General features: G+C 68.7%; 15 protein-coding genes and 1 riboswitch. Of the genes, 11 read left to right on the top strand and 4 right to left on the bottom strand.

Annotated elements, in window-relative coordinates; genetic code table 11:
• Positions 1-95: 95 nt before the first annotated feature.
• The 8 genes from shc (at position 96) to ACFV6H_RS07365 (ending at position 9,328) form a co-directional block, all read left to right on the top strand.
• Positions 96-2,099, top strand: coding sequence for a squalene--hopene cyclase (shc, locus tag ACFV6H_RS07400; RefSeq protein ID WP_385539476.1), 2,004 nt, complete (start codon positions 96-98; stop codon positions 2,097-2,099).
• Complete coding sequence (locus ACFV6H_RS07395) at positions 2,099-2,749, top strand: 1-hydroxy-2-methyl-2-butenyl 4-diphosphate reductase (RefSeq protein ID WP_385539474.1); 651 nt, start codon at positions 2,099-2,101, stop codon at positions 2,747-2,749. Before shc ends, ACFV6H_RS07395 begins: the two co-directional genes overlap by 1 nt.
• A gap of 5 nt (positions 2,750-2,754) precedes the next feature.
• On the top strand, positions 2,755-3,774 hold the full coding sequence (hpnH, locus tag ACFV6H_RS07390) for an adenosyl-hopene transferase HpnH (protein WP_384782194.1): 1,020 nt from the start codon (positions 2,755-2,757) through the stop codon (positions 3,772-3,774).
• Positions 3,775-3,781: 7 nt separating this feature from the next.
• A complete protein-coding gene (ispG, locus tag ACFV6H_RS07385) occupies positions 3,782-4,948 on the top strand; it encodes a flavodoxin-dependent (E)-4-hydroxy-3-methylbut-2-enyl-diphosphate synthase (protein ID WP_385539471.1) in 1,167 nt (388 codons plus the stop codon).
• Positions 4,949-4,971: 23 nt separating this feature from the next.
• Positions 4,972-6,918, top strand: a complete 1,947-nt coding sequence (gene dxs, locus ACFV6H_RS07380) for a 1-deoxy-D-xylulose-5-phosphate synthase (RefSeq protein WP_385539469.1) — start codon at positions 4,972-4,974, stop codon at positions 6,916-6,918.
• A complete protein-coding gene (locus ACFV6H_RS07375) occupies positions 6,915-8,306 on the top strand; it encodes an aspartate aminotransferase family protein (protein ID WP_384975178.1) in 1,392 nt (463 codons plus the stop codon). The genes dxs and ACFV6H_RS07375 overlap by 4 nt, the downstream gene beginning before the upstream one ends.
• Before the next feature lie 117 nt (positions 8,307-8,423).
• On the top strand, positions 8,424-9,047 hold the full coding sequence (locus ACFV6H_RS07370) for a helix-turn-helix domain-containing protein (RefSeq protein WP_384782200.1): 624 nt from the start codon (positions 8,424-8,426) through the stop codon (positions 9,045-9,047).
• Positions 9,048-9,115: 68 nt separating this feature from the next.
• On the top strand, positions 9,116-9,328 hold the full coding sequence (locus ACFV6H_RS07365) for a DUF6126 family protein (protein WP_385539466.1): 213 nt from the start codon (positions 9,116-9,118) through the stop codon (positions 9,326-9,328).
• Positions 9,329-9,352: 24 nt separating this feature from the next.
• Here the strand turns inward: ACFV6H_RS07365 and ACFV6H_RS07360 are convergent, their stop codons facing one another.
• From ACFV6H_RS07360 to ACFV6H_RS07350, 3 genes are all read right to left on the bottom strand, one after another.
• Entirely contained in the window at positions 9,353-10,354 is a 1,002-nt protein-coding gene (locus tag ACFV6H_RS07360) for a LuxR family transcriptional regulator (RefSeq protein WP_093593952.1), read from the bottom strand.
• A 400-nt stretch (positions 10,355-10,754) separates the two neighbouring features.
• Positions 10,755-14,657 carry a S8 family serine peptidase gene (locus ACFV6H_RS07355; RefSeq protein WP_385539464.1) on the bottom strand — a complete coding sequence of 1,301 codons (3,903 nt, stop codon included), beginning with the start codon at positions 14,655-14,657 and terminating at the stop codon, positions 10,755-10,757.
• Between the two features lie 192 nt (positions 14,658-14,849).
• The gene (locus ACFV6H_RS07350; RefSeq protein WP_384975174.1) at positions 14,850-15,647 is read right to left on the bottom strand and encodes a tyrosine-protein phosphatase; all 798 of its coding nucleotides are present in this window, start codon (positions 15,645-15,647) and stop codon (positions 14,850-14,852) included.
• Between the two features lie 405 nt (positions 15,648-16,052).
• Positions 16,053-16,245, top strand: a riboswitch (cyclic di-AMP (ydaO/yuaA leader).
• A 4-nt stretch (positions 16,246-16,249) separates the two neighbouring features.
• Between ACFV6H_RS07350 and ACFV6H_RS07345 the strand changes: the two genes are divergently transcribed.
• The 3 genes from ACFV6H_RS07345 to ACFV6H_RS07335 all read left to right on the top strand — a co-directional run bounded on the left by ACFV6H_RS07345 (position 16,250) and on the right by ACFV6H_RS07335 (position 18,872).
• The gene (locus ACFV6H_RS07345; RefSeq protein WP_385539462.1) at positions 16,250-17,206 is read left to right on the top strand and encodes a peptidoglycan DD-metalloendopeptidase family protein; all 957 of its coding nucleotides are present in this window, start codon (positions 16,250-16,252) and stop codon (positions 17,204-17,206) included.
• Between the two features lie 205 nt (positions 17,207-17,411).
• Positions 17,412-18,269 (top strand): SGNH/GDSL hydrolase family protein, encoded by an 858-nt coding sequence (locus ACFV6H_RS07340; RefSeq protein ID WP_385539460.1) that lies wholly within the window; start codon positions 17,412-17,414, stop codon positions 18,267-18,269.
• Positions 18,270-18,476: 207 nt separating this feature from the next.
• Positions 18,477-18,872 (top strand): hypothetical protein, encoded by a 396-nt coding sequence (locus tag ACFV6H_RS07335; RefSeq protein ID WP_384782212.1) that lies wholly within the window; start codon positions 18,477-18,479, stop codon positions 18,870-18,872.
• Here ACFV6H_RS07335 and ACFV6H_RS07330 read toward each other — a convergent pair.
• The gene (locus tag ACFV6H_RS07330; protein WP_385539458.1) at positions 18,756-19,733 is read right to left on the bottom strand and encodes an STM4011 family radical SAM protein; all 978 of its coding nucleotides are present in this window, start codon (positions 19,731-19,733) and stop codon (positions 18,756-18,758) included. The two genes, ACFV6H_RS07335 and ACFV6H_RS07330, sit on opposite strands and share 117 nt — an antisense overlap.
• Between the last annotated feature and the right edge of the window lie 5 nt (positions 19,734-19,738).

Genomic DNA, 19,738 nt, shown 5'->3' with positions numbered 1-19,738 from the left:
CCCATATGACCGCAGTCGCCGTCCACAGCCCGTAGGGCGCCGGACGACGGAGACCCCAGCACAGCAGAAGCTCACCACTGCACGAAGGGGAAGCCATGACAGCGACGACCGACGGAAGCACCGGGGCCATGGGACCCCGCGCGGCCTCGGCCAGCGGACCGACCAAGACCACCCCCGCCGTGGCCGGTGACCTCCTGGCCGCCGCCGAGCGGGCCACCGCACGATCCGTCGAGTATCTGCTCGGCAAGCAGGACGCCCAAGGCTGGTGGAAGGGCGACCTGGAGACCAATGTGACCATGGACGCGGAGGATCTGCTGCTGCGGCAGTTCCTCGGCGTCCAGGACGCCCGTACCACCGAGGCCGCGGCGCTCTTCATCCGCGGTGAACAGCGGGCGGACGGTACATGGGCCACCTTCCACGGTGGTCCCGGCGAACTCTCCGCCACCATCGAGGCCTATGTGGCGCTGCGGCTGGCCGGGGACAGCCCGGAAGACCCGCATATGGCGCGCGCCTCCCAATGGGTGCGTGAGCAGGGCGGGATCGCCGAGAGCCGGGTCTTCACCCGTATCTGGCTGGCCCTGTTCGGCTGGTGGAAGTGGGACGATCTGCCCGAGCTGCCGCCCGAAATGATCTATCTGCCCAAGTGGTTCCCGCTCAACATCTACGACTTCGGCTGCTGGGCCCGGCAGACCATCGTGCCGCTGACCGTCGTCTCGGCGGAGCGGCCCGTACGGCCCGCTCCTTTCGGCCTGGACGAACTGCACACCGATCCGGCCCGGCCCAATCCTCCCAAGGCGACCGCGCCGGCGGCCAGTTGGGACGGTGTCTTCCAGCGCCTCGACAAGGCCCTGCACGTCTACCACCGGATCGCCCCGCGCCGGCTGCGCCGCGGCGCGATGAACGCGGCGGCCCGCTGGATCATCGAGCGCCAGGAGAACGACGGCTGCTGGGGCGGGATCCAGCCGCCCGCCGTCTACTCCATCATCGCCCTGCATCTGCTCGGATACGACCTCGACCATCCCGTCATGCGCGCAGGGCTCGAATCGCTGGACCGGTTCGCCGTCTGGCGCGAGGACGGCGCCCGGATGATCGAGGCCTGTCAGTCACCGGTCTGGGACACCTGTCTGACCATCATCGCCCTCGCCGACGCGGGCGTGAGTCCGGACGATCCGGCCCTGGTCAAGGCAGCGGACTGGATGGTCGGCGAGCAGATCCTGCGCCCGGGCGACTGGACCGCGCGCAGACCCGGACTCGCGCCGGGCGGCTGGGCGTTCGAGTTCCACAACGACAACTACCCTGATATTGACGACACCGCCGAGGTCATCCTCGCGCTGCGCCGGGTCGAGCATCCGGAGCCCGAGCGGATCGACGCGGCCATCGAGCGCGGCGCCCGGTGGAATCTGGGCATGCAGTCGAGAAACGGGGCCTGGGGCGCCTTCGACGCCGACAACACCAGTCCGTTCCCCAACCGGCTGCCGTTCTGCGACTTCGGCGAGGTGATCGACCCGCCGTCCGCGGATGTCACCGCGCATGTTGTCGAGATGCTCGCGTACGAGGGCAAGAGCCACCATCCGGGCACCCGGCGCGGAATCGAGTGGCTCCTCGCCGAACAGGAGACGAACGGCGCCTGGTTCGGGCGCTGGGGCGTCAACTATGTATATGGTACCGGCTCGGTGGTGCCCGCCCTGACCGCGGCCGGACTGCCCGCCTCCCATCCCGCGATCCGCAGGGCCGTGCGCTGGCTCGAATCCGTGCAGAACGCGGACGGCGGCTGGGGCGAGGATCTGCGCTCGTACCACGACACGGAGTGGATCGGACGCGGTGCCACCACCGCCTCCCAGACCGCGTGGGCGCTGCTCGCGCTGCTCGCGGCCGGGGAGCGGGAGAGCAAGGCCGTCGAGCGGGGCATCGCCTATCTGGCCGAGACCCAGCGCGAGGACGGCTCCTGGGACGAGCCGTACTTCACCGGCACCGGCTTCCCGTGGGACTTCTCGATCAACTACCACCTCTACCGTCAGGTCTTCCCGCTGACGGCGCTCGGCCGGTATCTCCACGGGGAGCCACTCGCCGCCCGTGCGGGAAACCGCAAGGGGAGCTGATGGAACGGTCCTCCGGGCCGGCCGGCCCGCCACCGCTGCTGATCGCCTGCGCGCTCGGTATCGAGCGCTTCGCGCTGCGCGGCAGCGGTCGCGGTGACACGGTGGGACCGGTGGCCGTCCTGCGTACGGGCATGGGGCCCAAGAACGCCGAGCGCGCAGTGGCGCGCGCGCTCGGAGAGACCGGCAACAGGGACGCGGTCGTCATGGCGTCCGGATTCTGTGCCGGACTCATCCCCGGGATGCATCCCGGGGATCTCATTGTCGCCGACGAGACCCGGAGCCCGGACGGCTCCACGCCCTGTACGGGCACCGGGCTGCTTGTCGACGCGCTGGCCCGGATCCTGCCCGGCCGTACGGTCCACACCGGTCCGCTGACCGGCTCCGACCATGTGGTCCGCGGACAGGAACGGGCCGCTTTGCGCGGTACGGGAGCGATCGCGGTGGACATGGAGTCCGCCGCGACGCTCCGTAGTGCTCTGGACGCCGGCACTCGTCCGGTCGCGGCCGTGCGAGTGGTCGTGGACGCTCCGGAGCACGAGCTCGTCCGTATCGGCACAGTGCGCGGAGGAATATCGGCTTTCCGTGTTCTCCGTGCCGTCCTGCCTGCTTTTCATGAATGGCACCGTTCTTTGCTGCTCCCCAGGAGGTGAGCTAGATGGCCATGCCGCTCCGTCAGACCATCAGGGTCGGGACGTACCTCTTCGAACAGAAGCTCCGCAGGCGTGAGAAGTTTCCGCTCATTGTTGAGCTGGAACCTCTCTTCGCCTGCAATCTGAAATGTGAGGGCTGCGGCAAGATCCAGCATCCGGCGGGTGTCCTGAAGCAGCGTATGCCCGTTGCCCAGGCCGTCGGGGCGGTGCTGGAGTCCGGGGCGCCCATGGTCTCCATCGCCGGCGGCGAGCCGCTGATGCATCCGCAGATCGATGAGATCGTGCGGCAGCTCGTGGCCAAGAGGAAGTATGTCTTCCTCTGCACCAACGCGATGCTGCTGCGCAAGAAGATCGAGAAATTCACTCCCTCGCCGTACTTCGCCTTCGCCGTGCATATCGACGGGCTGCGGGAGCGGCACGACGAGTCCGTCGCGAAGGAAGGCGTCTTCGACGAGGCGGTGGAGGCCATCAAGGAGGCGAAGCGGCGCGGCTTCCGGGTGACGACCAATTCCACCTTCTTCAACACCGACACTCCGCAGACCATCATCGAGGTACTGAACTATCTCAATGACGAGCTGAAGGTGGACGAGATGATGATCTCGCCCGCCTACGCCTATGAGAAGGCTCCCGACCAGGAGCACTTCCTCGGTGTCGAGCAGACCCGTGAGCTGTTCAAGAAGGCGTTCTCCGGCGGTAACCGGGCCCGCTGGCGCCTCAACCACTCGCCGCTCTTCCTGGACTTCCTCGAAGGCAAGGCCGACTTTCCCTGCACCGCCTGGGCCATTCCCAACTACTCCCTCTTCGGCTGGCAGCGCCCCTGCTATCTGATGAGCGACGGATATGTGCCGACGTACCGTCAGCTCATCGAGGACACCGACTGGGACAAGTACGGCCGTGGCAAGGATCCGCGCTGCGCCAACTGCATGGCGCACTGCGGCTATGAGCCGACCGCCGTACTCGCCACGATGGGCTCCCTCAAGGAGTCCCTGCGCGCGGCCCGCGAGACGGTCGTCGGGACACGGTGACGACGCCATGACCACTGGAGAGCCGGTCTCACTGGGGCTCCCCGAGCTGCCGGCCCGGCCTGTCGCGGTACGTCGTGTTTCGCGGCGTATCCAGGTCGGGTCGGTGGCGGTCGGTGGGGATGCGCCGGTGTCGGTGCAGTCGATGACGACGACGCGTACGTCGGATGTGGGTGCGACGTTGCAGCAGATTGCTGAGCTGACGGCGTCGGGGTGCCAGATCGTGCGGGTCGCCTGTCCGACGCAGGATGACGCGGATGCGTTGGCGGTGATCGCGCGGAAGTCGCAGATTCCGGTGATCGCGGATATTCATTTCCAGCCGAAGTATGTGTTCGCGGCGATTGACGCGGGGTGTGCGGCGGTGCGGGTGAATCCGGGGAACATCAAGCAGTTCGACGACAAGGTGCGGGAGATCGCGAAGGCCGCGGGGGATGCGGGGACGCCGATTCGTATCGGTGTGAACGCGGGTTCGCTGGATGCGCGGTTGCTGCGGAAGTACGGGAAGGCGACGCCGGAGGCTCTGGTGGAGTCGGCGCTGTGGGAGGCGTCGCTGTTCGAGGAGCACGGCTTCCGGGACATCAAGATCTCGGTGAAGCACAACGACCCGGTCGTGATGGTCAACGCGTACCGTCAGCTGGCCGCGCAGTGCGACTATCCGCTGCACCTGGGTGTCACGGAGGCCGGTCCGGCGTTCCAGGGGACGATCAAGTCGGCGGTGGCGTTCGGGGCGTTGCTGAGCGAGGGGATCGGGGACACGATCCGGGTCTCGCTGTCGGCTCCGCCGGTCGAGGAGGTCAAGGTCGGCCTGCAGATCCTGGAGGCGCTGAATCTGAAGCAGCGCCGGCTGGAGATCGTGTCGTGTCCGTCGTGCGGTCGTGCTCAGGTGGATGTGTACAGGCTGGCGGACGAGGTGACGGCGGGCCTGGAGGGCATGGAGGTTCCGCTGCGCGTGGCCGTCATGGGCTGTGTGGTGAACGGTCCGGGCGAGGCGCGTGAGGCGGATCTCGGTGTGGCGTCGGGCAATGGCAAGGGCCAGATCTTTGTGAAGGGCGAGGTCATCAAGACTGTCCCGGAGTCGAAGATCGTGGAGACGCTGATCGAAGAGGCGATGAAGATCGCCGAGCAGATGGAGGATGCTGGGGTGCCCTCGGGGGCTCCCGCCGTCACTGTGAGCTGAACCAATCCGAGAGGGGGCCCGAGATGTCCGTCCTGGACAGTATCCGGGGGCCGCGCGATCTCAAGGCGTTGACGACAAGCGAACTCGACGAACTCGCCCAGGACATCAGGGAATTCCTGGTCGAGGCGGTGGCCAGAACCGGTGGTCATCTCGGGCCCAATCTCGGGGTGGTGGAGCTGACCATCGCCCTGCACCGGGCCTTCGACTCACCCGCCGACCGTATTCTGTGGGACACCGGACACCAGAGTTATGTCCATAAACTCCTCACCGGCAGAAAGGATTTCTCCAAACTGCGGGGAAAAGGCGGCCTTTCCGGCTATCCCTCCCGTGAGGAGTCCGAGCACGACGTCATCGAGAATTCCCATGCCTCGACCGTGCTCGGCTGGGCCGACGGACTGGCCAAGGCCCGTGACGTACTGGGCCGGGACGAACATGTCGTCGCGGTCATCGGCGACGGCGCTCTCACCGGTGGAATGGCCTGGGAGGCGCTCAACAACATCGCCGCGGCCAAGGGCCGTCCGCTGATCATCGTGGTCAACGACAACGAACGCTCCTACGGCCCGACCATCGGCGGTCTTGCCAACCATCTCGCCACGCTCCGCACCACCGACGGCTATGAGAAGTTCCTGGCCTGGGGCAAGGAGGTGCTCCAGAACACGCCCGTCGTGGGCCGGCCGCTCTACGACTCGCTGCACGGCGCGAAGAAGGGATTCAAGGACGCCTTCGCACCGCAGGGCATGTTCGAGGATCTCGGACTGAAGTACGTCGGACCGATAGACGGACATGACATCGCCGCCGTGGAGTCGGCCCTCACCCGGGCGAAGCGCTTCCACGGGCCCGTACTGGTGCACTGTCTGACGGAGAAGGGCCGCGGCTATCCGCCCGCGCTGGAGGACGAGGCCGACCGCTTCCACACGGTCGGCGCGATGGATCCGCGCACCTGCGAGCCGCTCGTACCGTCCGGCGGACCGTCCTGGACCTCGGTGTTCTGCGACGAGATCGCCGCGATCGGGGAGGAACGGCCGGATATCGTCGCCGTCACCGCGGCCATGCTGCACCCGGTCGGGCTCACGAAGTTCGCCGAACGCTTCCCCGACCGGGTCTGGGACGTGGGCATCGCCGAACAGCACGCGGCGGTCTCCGCCGCCGGGCTCGCCACCGGCGGGCTCCATCCGGTCGTCGCCGTCTACGCCACCTTCCTCAACCGCGCCTTCGACCAGTTGCTGATGGATGTCGCACTGCACCGGTGCGGAGTCACCTTCGTACTCGACCGGGCCGGTGTCACCGGAGCCGACGGACCTTCCCACAACGGGATGTGGGACATGTCCATCCTCCAGTGCGTGCCCGGACTGCGGATCGCCGCGCCGCGTGACGCCGAGCAACTCCGCGCACAGCTCCGCGAGGCCGTCGCCGTGGACGACGCGCCGACCGTGGTGCGCTTTCCCAAGGAGTCCGCGGGCACGACCGTCCCGGCCGTCGGACGCCTCGGCGGGATGGACGTACTGCGCCGCGCGGAGGACGAGGACACCGACGTACTGCTGGTGTCCGTGGGCGCGCTCGCGTCCGTTTGTCTGCGGACGGCGGAGCTGCTCGCCGGGCGCGGTATCGGCTGCACGGTGGTCGATCCGCGCTGGGTCAAACCCGTGGACGAGCAGCTCGCGCCGCTGGCGGAGCGGCACCGGCTCGTCGCGGTCGTCGAGGACAACAGCCGCAGTGGCGGCGTGGGTTCGGCGGTCGGCCAGGCCCTGCGGGACGCGGGCGTGGACGTACCTCTGCGGACCTACGGCATCCCCGAACAGTTCCTGGCCCATGCCAAACGGAGTGAGGTGCTCGCCGATATCGGCCTGACACCGGTGGAGATCGCGGGACGGATCAGCGCCGCACTCGCCCCCGCACTGCCGCGACAGGGCGTGGGAGCCGCGCGGGAGGGCGCGGGATCCGTCCGAGTGCGCAAGGAGAGCAAGGAATGACCGAGCCCAAGGGCTTCGACCTGCCGCGGCTGCTCGCGGAGCGCGGCGCCGAGCGCTATGAGCTGCACACCAAGCACCTCAACCACCAGCTCCCGCGCATGCTGCACACGATCGGTTTCGACCGGGTGTACGAGCGGGCCGAGGGCGCCTACTTCTGGGACGCGGACGGCAACGACTATCTGGACATGCTCGCGGGCTTCGGAGTGATGGGGCTCGGCCGGCACCATCCCGTCGTACGCAAGGCGCTGCACGATGTGCTCGACGCCTCGCTCGCCGATCTCACCCGGTTCGACTGCCAGCCGCTGCCCGGACTGCTCGCCGAGAAGCTGCTCGCCCACAGCCCGCATCTGGACCGGGTGTTCTTCGGCAACAGCGGTACGGAAGCGGTCGAGACGGCCCTGAAGTTCGCCCGGTACGCGACCGGCAAGCCCAGGATCCTCTACTGCTCGCACGCCTTCCACGGACTGACCACCGGTTCGCTGTCGGTCAACGGCGAGGACGGCTTCCGCGACGGATTCGCGCCGCTGCTGCCCGACACCGCGATCGCGCTCGGCGATCTCGACGCGCTGGAGAGGGAGTTGAGGCGCGGCGATGTGGCCGGCTTTGTGGTCGAGCCGATCCAGGGCAAGGGCGTGCACGCGGCACCGCCCGGATTTCTGCGCGCCGCACAGGAGTTGCTGCGCCGGCACAAGGCGCTGCTCATCGCCGACGAGGTGCAGACCGGACTCGGCAGGACCGGCGACTTCTACGCGTACCAGCACGAGGAGGGCGTCGAGCCGGATCTCGTCTGTGTGGCGAAGGCGCTCTCCGGCGGCTATGTGCCCGTCGGCGCCACGCTCGGGAAGGACTGGATCTTCAAGAAGGTCTACTCCTCGATGGACCGTGTGCTGGTCCACTCGGCGAGCTTCGGCTCCAACGCCCAGGCCATGGCGGCCGGTCTGGCCGTGCTGTCGGTGATGGAGGACGAAGGGATCGTCGCCAACGCGCGGGCGACCGGGGATCTGCTCAGATCACGGCTGGCCGCGCTGGTCGACCGCTATGAGCTGCTGTACGAGGTGCGGGGCCGAGGCTTGATGATCGGCATCGAGTTCGGCAGGCCCAACTCCATCAAGCTGCGCGGCCGGTGGACGATGCTCCAGGCGGCCCGCAAGGGACTGTTCGCGCAGATGGTGGTCGTACCGCTGCTCCAGAAGCACCGCATTCTCACTCAGGTCTCCGGTGACCATCTGGAAGTGATCAAGCTGATTCCGCCGCTGACCATCGGTGAGCGGGAGGTCGAGCGGTTCGTGGAGGCCTTCACGGCGGTCATGGACGATGCCCATGGCGGCGGCGGACTGATGTGGGACTTCGGCAGAACGCTGGTGAAGCAGGCCGTCGCCAATCGCTGAGTTCTCCGGGTCCCGCCCGGTCTCGCCGGGCCTCGCCGGGTCCCGCGGCCCTAGCCAGGACTTTGCCTCTGGGGCAAGAAATTTGCCCCAGAGGAAAGTTCCTGGCGCAATGGAGGTATGAGCACACCTCCCGCCGGAGAGGCGGCCGACGAGCTGCCCGACGGCTTCCCCGATGTGGCGCCGCGCCTGCGTGAGCTGCGGCGTGGCCGGCGCCTCACGCTGGAGGCCGCGGCCCAGCGGGCCGGGCTCTCACCCGCCCATCTCTCCCGGCTGGAGACCGGACAGCGGCAGCCGTCCCTGCCGATGCTGCTCGGTCTGGCCCGGATCTACGGTACGACCGTCTCCGATCTGCTCGGCGAGGTGCCGCCGGAGCGCGATCCCATCGTCCGGGCCGGCCGGGCGGAGCCGGTCGAGGCCGGCGGCTGGACATATCACCAGGCGGGCGGCTCGGGCCGGGCCATGCAGCCGCTGCGCGTCCGGGTGCCGTACGGAGCGCAGGGCGACCTTGTCCGTGTGCACGCCGGCGAGGAGTGGCTCTATGTCCTGGAAGGCCGACTGCGACTGAGTCTCGGGGACGCCGTGCATGTGCTCGACCCGGGCGACAGCGCGCACTTCGACTCGCTCACTCCGCACCGGATCGCGGCGGCCGGACCTGAGGGGACCGAGCTGCTCTTCGTCCACACCCTGCTCCAGAGCCCCGCGACCGAGCTGTGCCTCGGTGGCGGGGCTCATCGCGACTGAGCCGTAAGAGCTGACACGTAAGACCGCTGAGCCCCGTAGCCCGTAGCCACGCAGAGAGGACCGTCACCATGTCGGAGTCGTCGGAGTCGTTGGAGCCCTCGGAGTCGGAGAACCGGATACAGGTCCCGGCAGGACCGGAGGACCGGCCGCCGGAGCGCACCGCCGACCACGAGACATCGTTCCCTCGCGGGCTGGTCATCCGGCTCTTCGCCTATCTGGTGGCCGGGCATCTCTTCGCGGGCTTCCTCTATCTGCTCTTCCACATCGGAGCACAGCAGTAGCAGCGGCCGGTGGACGGACCTGGGCTACATCCAGCCGCGGCGGGCCGCCTGCCACGCCAACTGCATCCGTGTCGTCGCTCCGGCGAGCGTCATCATCCCCTGGATATGCCGCTGTACGGTACGTCTGCTCAGCCCCATCTGGCTGGCTATGGCCTTGTCCGCGACGCCCGCCACCATCAGCGAGAGCAACTGCCGGTCCGTCGCCGAGAGCACATGGCCGGGCGCGGTCCCGTCCGTACCGCTGACCGTTCCCGATGCGCTGACATCCAGCGGTACCGCGTCCTCCCAGTACCGCTCGAAGAGCGCGACCAGCGCCTCCAGCAGACTGCTGCCGCGCACCAGCGCCGTGGTGGGCTCCTCGGAACTGCCCGAAGGGCCGCCCGGAACCAGCGGGCAGATGGCGATGGCGCGGTCGGCGACGGCCAGCCGCAGCGGCAGATGCGGCACGGCCCGGGCGATCTCACCCGCGCGCACGCCCTCCACCACATTGTCGACGGCCCCGGGATCGTCGAAGAACGCCCGCTCGTACAGGACCCGGTAGCGCACACCACGGGCGAGCGCGTCGAACTCCGCGCGATTGCTGCCCGACGGCATCGCCACATACTGCGCCTTGCAGAACCACAGCATCTCGTGGCGGGTGTTGTCCTGGATCTGGCGAAGATGCTGGCGCAACGCCTCGGCGCCGGTGATCACTTCGATGAGCTGGTCCGGGTCCTGGCGGCGTCTGGTGCGCCGATAGGTCTCCAGCAGATCGGTCACGGCGGTGCGCGCCTTGTCCAGGGCGTCGGAGTTCCGCTGGAGATGCGGCAGCAGGGCGACATCCGGGGGAGTGGCGGCGAAGCTCCGCGGCGCCCGGTCCGTCGCGCTGGCCAGGCCCTTGGCGGTGAGCGCCGCCAGAACGCGCTCGGTGTCTCCCGGAGCCAGACCGCAGTGGTCGGCGATCTCGTCCGCCGAGGCCGCGGTCACGGTCACGAGCAGTCGGTAGACGGTCTCCTCCGCCGGAGTGAGGCCCGCCGGCTCCAGCATGGTGCTTCCCTTCTCCACGGACCACCTCGTCTTCCAGGTGTCCGCGCCGCCGCCGCGTCCGTACGGTCCGGGCCTCCGGACGGTGTGCCCGTGCGCCGTCGCACGGGTGTCCGCCGCCTGCCGTCGGCGTGCGGGGCGACGGGCGGGCGTACCGGAGGATCCGCGCACCGGAACTCGCCGGAATCCGGGGCCGATGCGAGAGCGCACTATACGCCCTGGTCGAACGGCCGAGGAGGTACGGGTACGGGGTACGGGACGGCGGATACGGGTGGAGGGCGGCGGATACGGGTATGGGGCGGCGGATGCGCGGGCTTGTCGTACACCCACGCATCCGCCGCCCTCATCTCCGTACCGGCCCGCCAGGATCGGCGTACCGGCCGTCAGGACCGGTGTATGCCCTCTATCCGCGTACCAGATAGGCGCGTTCGACGGTCTGCCGGATGCTGCTGCCGACCCGGTCGGTGGCGGTGACGCGCAGAGTCATATAGGCGTCGCCGCGCTGCCGGGCCGGCCGGTCGAGCGTGACGGTGAAGCCGTTCTGCCCGCGCTTGCCGACTCGCGCCGCTTGCTGCCAGGTCCTTCCGTCGTCGTAGGAGGCGTCGACCCGTACGGTGAGTCCGCTCGGCGCGGGCAGACAGTCCTGGGCGCGCACCGTGAGACCGATGTCGTGGGAGCGCCCGCCGTCGACCGCGTTCCGCGCGTCGGCGCGCACGTCGTAGTCGAGTTGGAGCAGCGGCAGTGGCTTCCGCCCGGTGGTGGTGTCCGAGCGGAAGGACCACGAGGTGGTGGTCCGGGTGCCGAACGCCCACTCGTCGGAGACGCGCGCGGTCGACAGATCGAGCCGGAAGTCTCCCTTCCCCGGTGCGACTTCGATATCGCCCCAGGCGCCCTCGGTCTCGCTCACCTTCGTACCGTCGCGGTACAGCGTGGCCGAACTCGTGTCGCCCTCGGGCTCTTCGGCCTTCGTGCCCACGCCTGAGGTGCCCGCACCTGAGGTGCCGATGCCACCGCCGCTGGTGACCGTGCGCGACCAGTGGCCCGCCGTGGAGTCGGTGAACTCCGGGATCCGCAGCGCCAGTACATCGCCGGAGCGGGTGGAGACCAGTCCGGCGCCCTCCGGGACGGCGGGCCGTACCACGGCACCGAACCAGCGCTCGTCGGTACGCTCGCCCGCCCGGTAGGTGCGCGGCGCGTCCTTCATACCGGACTGCAACGGCGCGTCGACATCGAAGGTGGTCGCGTGGTTGACGACATGCTGCCAGAGAGTGTCTCCGGAGCTGATGTACTCGGTGCGTTCATGGCCCGTCGGTACATGGCGCGTGTATTGGTTCCAGGCGGTGGACTGGTACGGGCGCCAGCCGAATCGCTGCTCGCTCGCCCATGACGTTCCGCCGTTGTCGGCGTAAGTGGTGCGTACCTGGGCGCTGTTGCGGTCCGAGACGGTGTGCACCACCTGCTGAGGGATCCGTCCCGACGACACCTGCATCACCTCGTAGAGATACGGGCTCTCGGCGGTGCCGGAGATCCCGACCGTGGTGGTGTGCCGTTCGGCGGCGGCCAGCAGCGCGGTGCCTCCGGCCTCGCTGATCCGGACCACCGGCACGGCGTAGCGGTCGCCCACCGGACTCCACCGGGTCCACGGATACCGGTACGGGAAGATCACGAGCAGGCCCTTGGCACCGGCCTTCGCCGCCGCCTGTGCCAGGTCCCACTGGTCTCCTCCGTCGTCACGGACGACGGCGAGCTTGCCGCGCACCCGGGCGGGACGGAGGTCGGGCGCCGTGGCCGTACCGGCGTCGACCGCCGCGAGCCGTACGCCCTTGGCGCTGAACAGCGGTGAGTTCGGCATGTAGTAGGGATCGAGATCGGTCTTCGTACCGGACACCTCGGTCTCGATCAGCGGAGCCACGAGCTGCCAGCGCGAGGCGAATTCGAAGGTTCCCTCGGTCACGGGCGCGGTAGGGCTGACATGGACGCGCTTGGCGATGTCGAAGTACATCACGCCCTGGATCAGGCTGTGTCCGTCGATCTGGCGGTAGGTCTGGTAGCTGACGATGCCGCGCTGTTCGGCCGGGCGAGGAGTGCGGATCTCCACGGGCGTCGTCCGGCGCTCGTCCAGAGTGACGGAGATGTCCTTGGTGACCTTCACCTCGGGCAGGACGACCTGGCGCAGCTCCTGTCCGTCCTCGGCCTCGCCGATCGACGCGTGGCTGAGCTGGTACGTGCCCTCCTCCACCTCGGCGACAGCCGGCGAGAAGCTGGTGTAGTCGACGAAGCCGTCCGGGCCCCAGATCGTGGGCAGCGCCTCGATGTGCTTGCCGTGGAGGTCGATCGTGTCGACCGTGAGCCGGTGCACCGGGCCGTTGACGACAAAACTGACCGTGGTGTGCACGGCCGTCCTGCCGTCCGAGGAGGTGGCGGTGACATAGCCGTAGTAGTCACCGCGCTCGGCCCGCGACGGATCGGCGCTCAGCGGAACCTCGACGGTGGCGCCGGGCGCGATGTCCACCGTGTCCGTACCGAGCCGGAGCGCGCCGCTCGCGAGCGCGCGCCCGCCGGTGGTGGCGAGTTGGGACGTCAGCCGGAGCGAGAGCTTGGCGGCGGAGGTGTTGGTGTAGCGGACGGTGGCGGTCCGGACGGTGGCGGTCGCGGAGCCGTCGGCCTGGGTCTTCGCGGCGGTCGTGCCCGTCTGGAACGGGCCCAGCGCGACGGTGCCCGTGGCGGTGAGCGGGCCGAGCGCGGCTGCCGCCAAGTCGATCCGGCCGCCGCCCTGCTGCGAGGGCTGCTGACCGGGCACTGTACGGGCGGTACTGACCAGAGCGTCCTTGAGCCGGTCGGCGCGCCAGTCCGGGTGCTGCTGGGCGAGCAGGGCCGCGGCACCGGTGACATGCGGTGTGGCCATCGAGGTGCCGGACGCCGCGACGTAGTACGGGTCGACGGGATCGCCCATGGTCGTGCCCGTGGCACGGGCGGCCACGATACCGACACCGGGCGCGGTGACATCGGGCTTCACCGCACCGTCGCCGAGACGGGGCCCGCGGCTGGAGAACGGGGCGAGCGAGTCGTCACGGTCCACGGCGCCGACCGTGAGCGCGGTGTCGGCCGCGCCCGGTGAGCCGACCGTCCGGTCGCCCATCTCGCCGTTGTTGCCCGTCGCCACGACGAACAGGGCGCCGCTGCTCGCGGTGAGTTCGTCCACCGCGCGGCTCATCGGATCGGTGCCGTCGGTCGGTGTGTCGGAGCCCAGGCTCATATTGACGACCTTGGCGCCCTCGGCCGCGGCCCACTCCATGCCCGCGATGACCTGGGACTCGGTGCCGTAACCGTCGTTGCCGAGGACCTTGCCGATCAGCAGCCCGGCCTGCGGAGCGACGCCCTTGCGGCTGCCGCCGGACGCGGCGCCGCTGCCGCCGACCGTGGAGGCGACATGTGTGCCATGGCCGAAGACGTCCTCGGTGCCGCCGCTGCCGGAGAAGTCCTTGGCCTCGACGATCCGGCCCGTCAGATCGGGATGTGTCGTATCCGCGCCGGTGTCGAGGACGGCGACCTTGACTCCCTGGCCCCGGTAGCCGGCGTCCCAGGCGGCGGGCGCGTTGATCTGCGCCGTACTGCGGTCCAGGACGGCGTTCACCTTGCCGTCCAGCCAGATCCTGGGAGTCGCTCGCAGATCGCGGGCGGTCATGGTGTCCCCGGCCGGCGCGAGCGTGTGCCAGAACGTACCGAGATCGCCGCCGGGTATCCGCAGCGAGCGGGCGCCGATGCTCTCCAGCAGGCGCGAGGGTACGGAGTCGTCCTGGAACCCGGACAGGGAACGCAGGGTCTCGGCGGCCTGTGCTCCGGAGGCCTGTGTTCCTGCGGCTTGTGCTTCGGAGGGCTGGGCGACGATCAGCGGGAGCGAGTCGGTGTGGGCCTCGTCGTATCCCTGCGAGACGAGCGCGGTCACATCGAACAGTTCCCGGTCGAGTGTTCCCGCCGACACCAGGTCCGCAGCGTCGGACGGCAGTACGGACAGCCGGCCGTCCTGCTCGGCGGTCCGGAAGAGGATGCCGTCGCGGCCAGGACCGGGCTGGACCGAGGCCGAGCGCTTTCCGTCCGGGCCCGTGGTGAGCGTCACCCGGTCACCGGTGATCAGCCGTACCGTCGTGGGCGTGCCCACCGAGGTGGCGCCGGTCGAGTCGGCGGTGCCGACGGGCCCGTCGGTCACCGTGTCCCGGGCGGAGGGCCGGGCCGCGACCGGCGCCACGGCACCCACGGTCATCAGCAAGGCCATGGATACCGCCGCCGTCAGGCGGATACGTCTCATTTGTCCAGCCCTTTCGTTCAACTCCGCTGTCACGCGCTGTTGGACAGAATCTGGTAGGGCTGGAGCGGCTGTCACTGGTTCATGGGTGGCGTGGTTGAGACATGTCCCAACCACGCCACGGCCACGAACACCGGATCGGGCACGGGAAGTCGGCGGGACGGGACCTACCGGACAGGACTCACCGGACAGGACCTAATCGAGGAGGCGGGCGCGCAGCCGCTCACGTGTCTCGGGCGCGAGCCCCAGTCCCTCGGTGAGATAGGTGTCGGTGGTGCCCCAGGCCTTCTCGATGGTCTCGAAGGCCGCCGCGAGATACTCGGCGCGCGCGTCGAAGAGCGGGCTGAGCAGGTCCATCACCTCGGTGGACATTCCGGCGGGCGAATTGTCGCTGCGCCGGACCGGATAGCGGCGGTGCGGATCGTTCGACTTGAGATAGTCCGCCTCGATCGCCTCGGGCTCCACCCCGACCGCGAGCAGGGCCACGGCGACCGAGAGACCGGCCCGGTCCTTGCCCGCCGCGCAGTGCATGAGCGCCGGCATGCTGTCCTCGGCGAGGGCGTGCAGGACACGGCTGTGCTCGGCGGTGCGGTCCTTGATGATCGAGCGGTACGAGTCGGTCATCCGGGCCGCGGCCTTGCCGTCCGCGAGGAGCGAGCGGAGCTGGTCCAGATCGCCGTCCCTGACCATCCGCCAGAACTCGGCGCCGTCGGCCGGGTCGGTGAGCGGAATGTTCACATTGCGTACGCCGGGCAGCTCCACGTCCGCTCCGTCGAGCTTCAGATCGGCGGCATTGCGGAAGTCGAAGATCGTGTGAAGCCCGAGGGACGAGAGAAAGGCCGCGTCGGCCGCGGTGGCATTGGCGAGATGACCGCTGCGGAAGAGCCTGCCCGGCCGCACCTGCCTGCCGTCCGTGGTGGGCAGTCCTCCGACATCACGGAAGTTGCGCACGCCGGCCAGCTCGGGCTCTGTCGACGGGACCTGCTGCGTCACGGCCTGCTCCTCCGTGTCTGCCGTCGGCGCGGCTCGCCGACGCTGTCGACCTCTGACACTACGACATCTGTTCGTGTGGCAATCAGTTCGGCTGTCGGGAATCCGATGGGAGCATTCGGACATTATTCGCTGATAGATATCGCCCAAATGTGCATCTGTCCGTATTGGGTGATTCCTTATGTCCTGCCCCGGTCGCGGATGAGATGGGTTCCGGTCCGTGACCAGGATCATATCCGTGACGTTCCGTGGTGATGACATGTATTCGAATTCCTTGTCTGGAGCGGAGTTCGGAGGCCGTCGTCCACTCAGGGTGACCGGTAAAGCCGGGTTAAATGCGAGTGCGTCTTGTCGGTGGAAAAGGATCGCTTGTTCCGCTCGCCCCACTCGCCTACGTTCACCCTCAATCCGGACGGACCGCCGAATCCTGCCGCCGCCCGGAATTCGTATCGTCAAGCAACGCGTGGCAGGAGCGGGGGACCCAGGTAGTACGCCGGTCCGGAAACTCCGGAACGGCTTGGGGTGAAGTCGCGCGACAATCGCGACCGGGCATCTCCCGTCCGAACCCGACAGCTCACCTCGCAGGCGCCGGAGAGGAATTCGCCATGCCCGCGAAGGGTAAGCACCGCCGTCCCAAGGCCAACAACCCGGTATCGCGCGGATTCATAGCCGCCGGTACCGGCGGAGCCGCCATCGCACTTCCGCTCATCGGCGCCACCGGCGCGCACGCCGCCGTGAAGGCCGCACCGGCCACCGCGCCCGAGGCCGTCACCCAGCAACAGCTCGGCGTGGAGCAGACCGTCGTGGAGCACGTCGGCGCGAAGAAGGCCGGCGCCAAGAAGGGCGCCACCAAGACCCGGGTCTACACCGTGGTCGCGGGCGACTCCCTGTCGAAGATCGCCAAGAAGCAGCATGTCCACGGTGGCTGGCACAAGCTGTACGCGGACAACCGCGAGGCCGTCGGGCCGAACCCGTCGCTGATCCACCCCGGGCTGAAGCTGACCATCAAGGCGCGCGGCGCAGACCATACGCGTCCCGCGAAGCCGGCCGAGCCGACAGAGCCGTCCAAGTCTTCCGACAGCGCCTCGGACGACACCGGTGCCTCGGATCCGTCCACCACCACGCCGGCCGACACGCCGGAGCAGAGCAGCGGCTCCGGCTTCACCACGCCCGTCGACGATCCGCAGATCGGCACTCCGTACCGTGCCTCGGGCAGCAGTTGGGCCAGCGGCTACCACACCGGTGTGGACTTCCTGGTGGACACGGGCACCGAGGTGAAGGCGGTCGGCGCGGGCACGGTCGTGACGGCGGGCTGGGGCGGCTCGTACGGTAATCAGGTCGTCATCGAGCACAGCGACGGCCACTACTCGCAGTACGCCCATCTGTCCTCGATATCCGTCTCCGAGGGCGACACCGTCAGCGAGGGCCAGCAGATCGGTCTCTCCGGCGCCACCGGCAATGTCACGGGACCGCATCTGCACTTCGAGATCCGTACCGGACCGGAGTACGGCTCGGACATCGACCCGCTGGCGTATCTCCGCGATCAGGGTGTCAATATCTGAGGTACGGCACCGACTGAGGCATGGCGTCGTTCTTGCTGCGTTCTCCGTTCTCTGCTCTCCGCCCGGCACCGGTACTTCCGTGTCGGGCGGAGAGCGTTGGGCATATTCCCGCTTGGCCGAAAATTGACCGATGGTGTATCTCACGCCTGGTCAACCCTTCCTTACGGTCGCGTAGGTCACATCTGCGGGTGAAAGATGTGGTGTTGTGGCAGACGATTCGAGATCAAGAAGAAGAGGCGTATTCGGGTCGTACACGGCGATCGGTGACAGCTTCACGGAGGGCGTGGGCGATCCCGGACCCGATGGACGGTATGTCGGCTGGGCGGACCGGCTCGCGGTTCTGCTCGCCGATCGACTGGCTGACCAACTCACCGACCTGGTGACCGACGGTGCCGTCCCGGCCGGTCCTGCGGACACCGTGCACGGTGATTTCCGGTACGCGAATCTCGCCGTACGCGGCCGGCTCCTCGACCAGATCGTCACCGAGCAGATTCCCCGGGCCAAGGAACTCGCCCCCGATCTGGTGACCTTCTGCGGAGGCGGCAATGACATCATCCGGCCCGGCACCGATCCCGACGATGTCGCCGAGCGCTTCGAGCGGGCCGTCGCCGATCTGGCCGGAGCGGTCGGCACGGTCATGGTGACGACCGGCTTCGACACCCGAGGCGTTCCCGTACTCCGTCATCTGCGCGGCAAGATCGCGACGTACACCGCCCATGTACGGGCCATCGCCGACCGCTACGACTGTCCGGTGCTCGATCTCTGGTCCCTCAAGTCCGTCCAGGACAGGCGGGCCTGGGACGGCGACCGGCTGCATCTCTCACCCGAGGGCCACACCCGTGTCGCTCTGCGCGCCGCGCAGGTGCTCGGGCTCGATGTGCCCGCCGACCCGGACCAGGCATGGCCGCCGCAGCCGCCGCGCGGCACCTTCGAGGTACGGCGCGACGACATCAACTGGGCGCGCGAGTATCTGGTGCCGTGGATCGGGCGCCGGCTGCGCGGAGAGTCCTCCGGGGACCATGTCGAGGCGAAGCGCCCGGACCTTCTGCCCTTGAACCAGTGACGGCGGTGCCGGACCGGGGTGCCGACGGGCATCCCGGTCCGGCTGTCCCGGTGCTGCGCAGCGGATTTTCACTCATCCGAATGGACCACGGAACGCCTGCGCATGGGCTGTGCCGAGCGCGGCGATAACCGAGCCGAAGGGGTCCTCCGGTGTGGCGCCGGCCAGAGGAAGGCCCGTACCACGGCGCTGTGGGTTCAGGGGGTTCCGATGGCGGACAACGGCAGTGCGACTCTCTCGGCGGGAGCGGTCACCTTTGTCACGGCCAATGAGGATCGTGACCACGACACCGGGATCAATATCTCGGTCAAGACACCGGACGGTGTGGAGGCCGCCTCCATCTCCGTGCCGTTCGGTCAGTTCAAGGACGGGACGACGGCCGGTCCGTACCCTCTCGATGTGCTGACGGAGACCACGAAGGAGGGACTGTCCAACGGGACCGCGACGGTCACCATCCATCCGAACGGCGACGACACCTGGCGGTTCGATCTACGGCTCCGGCTGCGGTTCTCCGATGCGACGCATCTGTCGGTCAGCGCCGAGAACATCGAGCTGAACGAGGACCGGAACACCACCCAGGTCTCCCTGGGCGGCCCGCCGAACTGATCCGTCCCGGAGCGGATTCCGCAGCTGAGGGATCCGCTCCAGCACTCCGCCCGCGAAGATGTCGTACAGCGGCAGCGTCTCCAGATGCACATAGCCGATATGGCAGTCGCACACCGCCAGCGGGCATGCCCGGGGCGCGAGCGCCTTCCGGTACGAGCCGTCGTAGAGATTGCCCAGCTCGGCACGGACGAAGTGGCAGCGCCGTACGGTCCCTTCGCCGTCCACCGAGATCACCGACTCACCGGTCCGGCAGGGCAGCCCGGCAGAGCTGTGCGGCCTGCGGCTGTACGGGAAGAGAGGATCGAGCTCCGTCCAGCGGGCGGCCTCCTCGTCCGTATAGCTGTGGCCCTCGGCCGCGTTGATCCAGAGATAGATGTGCGCGGGCAGTTCGGCGCGCAGCCGGCGGGCGTGCTCAAGATGCTCGGCGAGGCCGACGACGCCCACACTGAAGCGGATGGAGCGGTCCGCGAGGTCGTGGCACTTGGCGAGGAACCGGTCGTACGGCGTCTGCCCGGGGTGGTAGGTGCACCACAGCGCCAGCTTCGCCGGATCGGCGTCGGCCAGCCAGTCGGTACGGCAGCTCAGATTGGTCTGGATGGCCACGCGCCCGACATGCGGCAGATGCGACAGCTCGCTGAGCGTCCGCCGGTACCAGGAGCGGACCAGCCCTTCGCCCCAGGGCGTGAAGAGCACCGACAGTCGGTCGTCCCGCTGCTCCGACACCCAGGAGGCGAACCGCTCCAGCGCCTCCCTGTCGGCGCGGAGCTGCTCGCGGCTGTCCCGCCGCTTGGCGAACGGACAGTACGGACAGTCGTAGTCGCAGGAGGCGAGCGGGCCTCGGTAGAGGATCGTCAGGTCCACGGGGC

The sequence above is a fragment of the Streptomyces sp. NPDC059743 genome (assembly GCF_042732975.1).
Classification (GTDB): domain Bacteria; phylum Actinomycetota; class Actinomycetes; order Streptomycetales; family Streptomycetaceae; genus Streptomyces.
Note: the sequence above shows the minus strand (reverse complement) of the source record. Positions and strands in the feature narration are given on the sequence as shown.

Bases quoted from the DNA above. Each gene is read 5' to 3' on its own strand.
- ACFV6H_RS07395 (WP_385539474.1), top strand. From the start codon at position 2,099: ATGGAACGGTCCTCCGGGCCGGCCGGCCCGCCACCGCTGCTGATCGCC.
- ACFV6H_RS07335 (WP_384782212.1), top strand. From the start codon at position 18,477: ATGGCGGACAACGGCAGTGCGACTCTCTCGGCGGGAGCGGTCACCTTT.
- ACFV6H_RS07370 (WP_384782200.1), top strand. From the start codon at position 8,424: ATGAGCACACCTCCCGCCGGAGAGGCGGCCGACGAGCTGCCCGACGGC.
- dxs (WP_385539469.1), top strand. From the start codon at position 4,972: ATGTCCGTCCTGGACAGTATCCGGGGGCCGCGCGATCTCAAGGCGTTG.
- ACFV6H_RS07375 (WP_384975178.1), top strand. From the start codon at position 6,915: ATGACCGAGCCCAAGGGCTTCGACCTGCCGCGGCTGCTCGCGGAGCGC.
- hpnH (WP_384782194.1), top strand. From the start codon at position 2,755: ATGGCCATGCCGCTCCGTCAGACCATCAGGGTCGGGACGTACCTCTTC.
- shc (WP_385539476.1), top strand. From the start codon at position 96: ATGACAGCGACGACCGACGGAAGCACCGGGGCCATGGGACCCCGCGCG.
- ACFV6H_RS07345 (WP_385539462.1), top strand. From the start codon at position 16,250: ATGCCCGCGAAGGGTAAGCACCGCCGTCCCAAGGCCAACAACCCGGTA.
- ACFV6H_RS07360 (WP_093593952.1), bottom strand. From the start codon at position 10,354: ATGCTGGAGCCGGCGGGCCTCACTCCGGCGGAGGAGACCGTCTACCGA.
- ACFV6H_RS07365 (WP_385539466.1), top strand. From the start codon at position 9,116: ATGTCGGAGTCGTCGGAGTCGTTGGAGCCCTCGGAGTCGGAGAACCGG.
- ispG (WP_385539471.1), top strand. From the start codon at position 3,782: ATGACCACTGGAGAGCCGGTCTCACTGGGGCTCCCCGAGCTGCCGGCC.
- ACFV6H_RS07355 (WP_385539464.1), bottom strand. From the start codon at position 14,657: ATGAGACGTATCCGCCTGACGGCGGCGGTATCCATGGCCTTGCTGATG.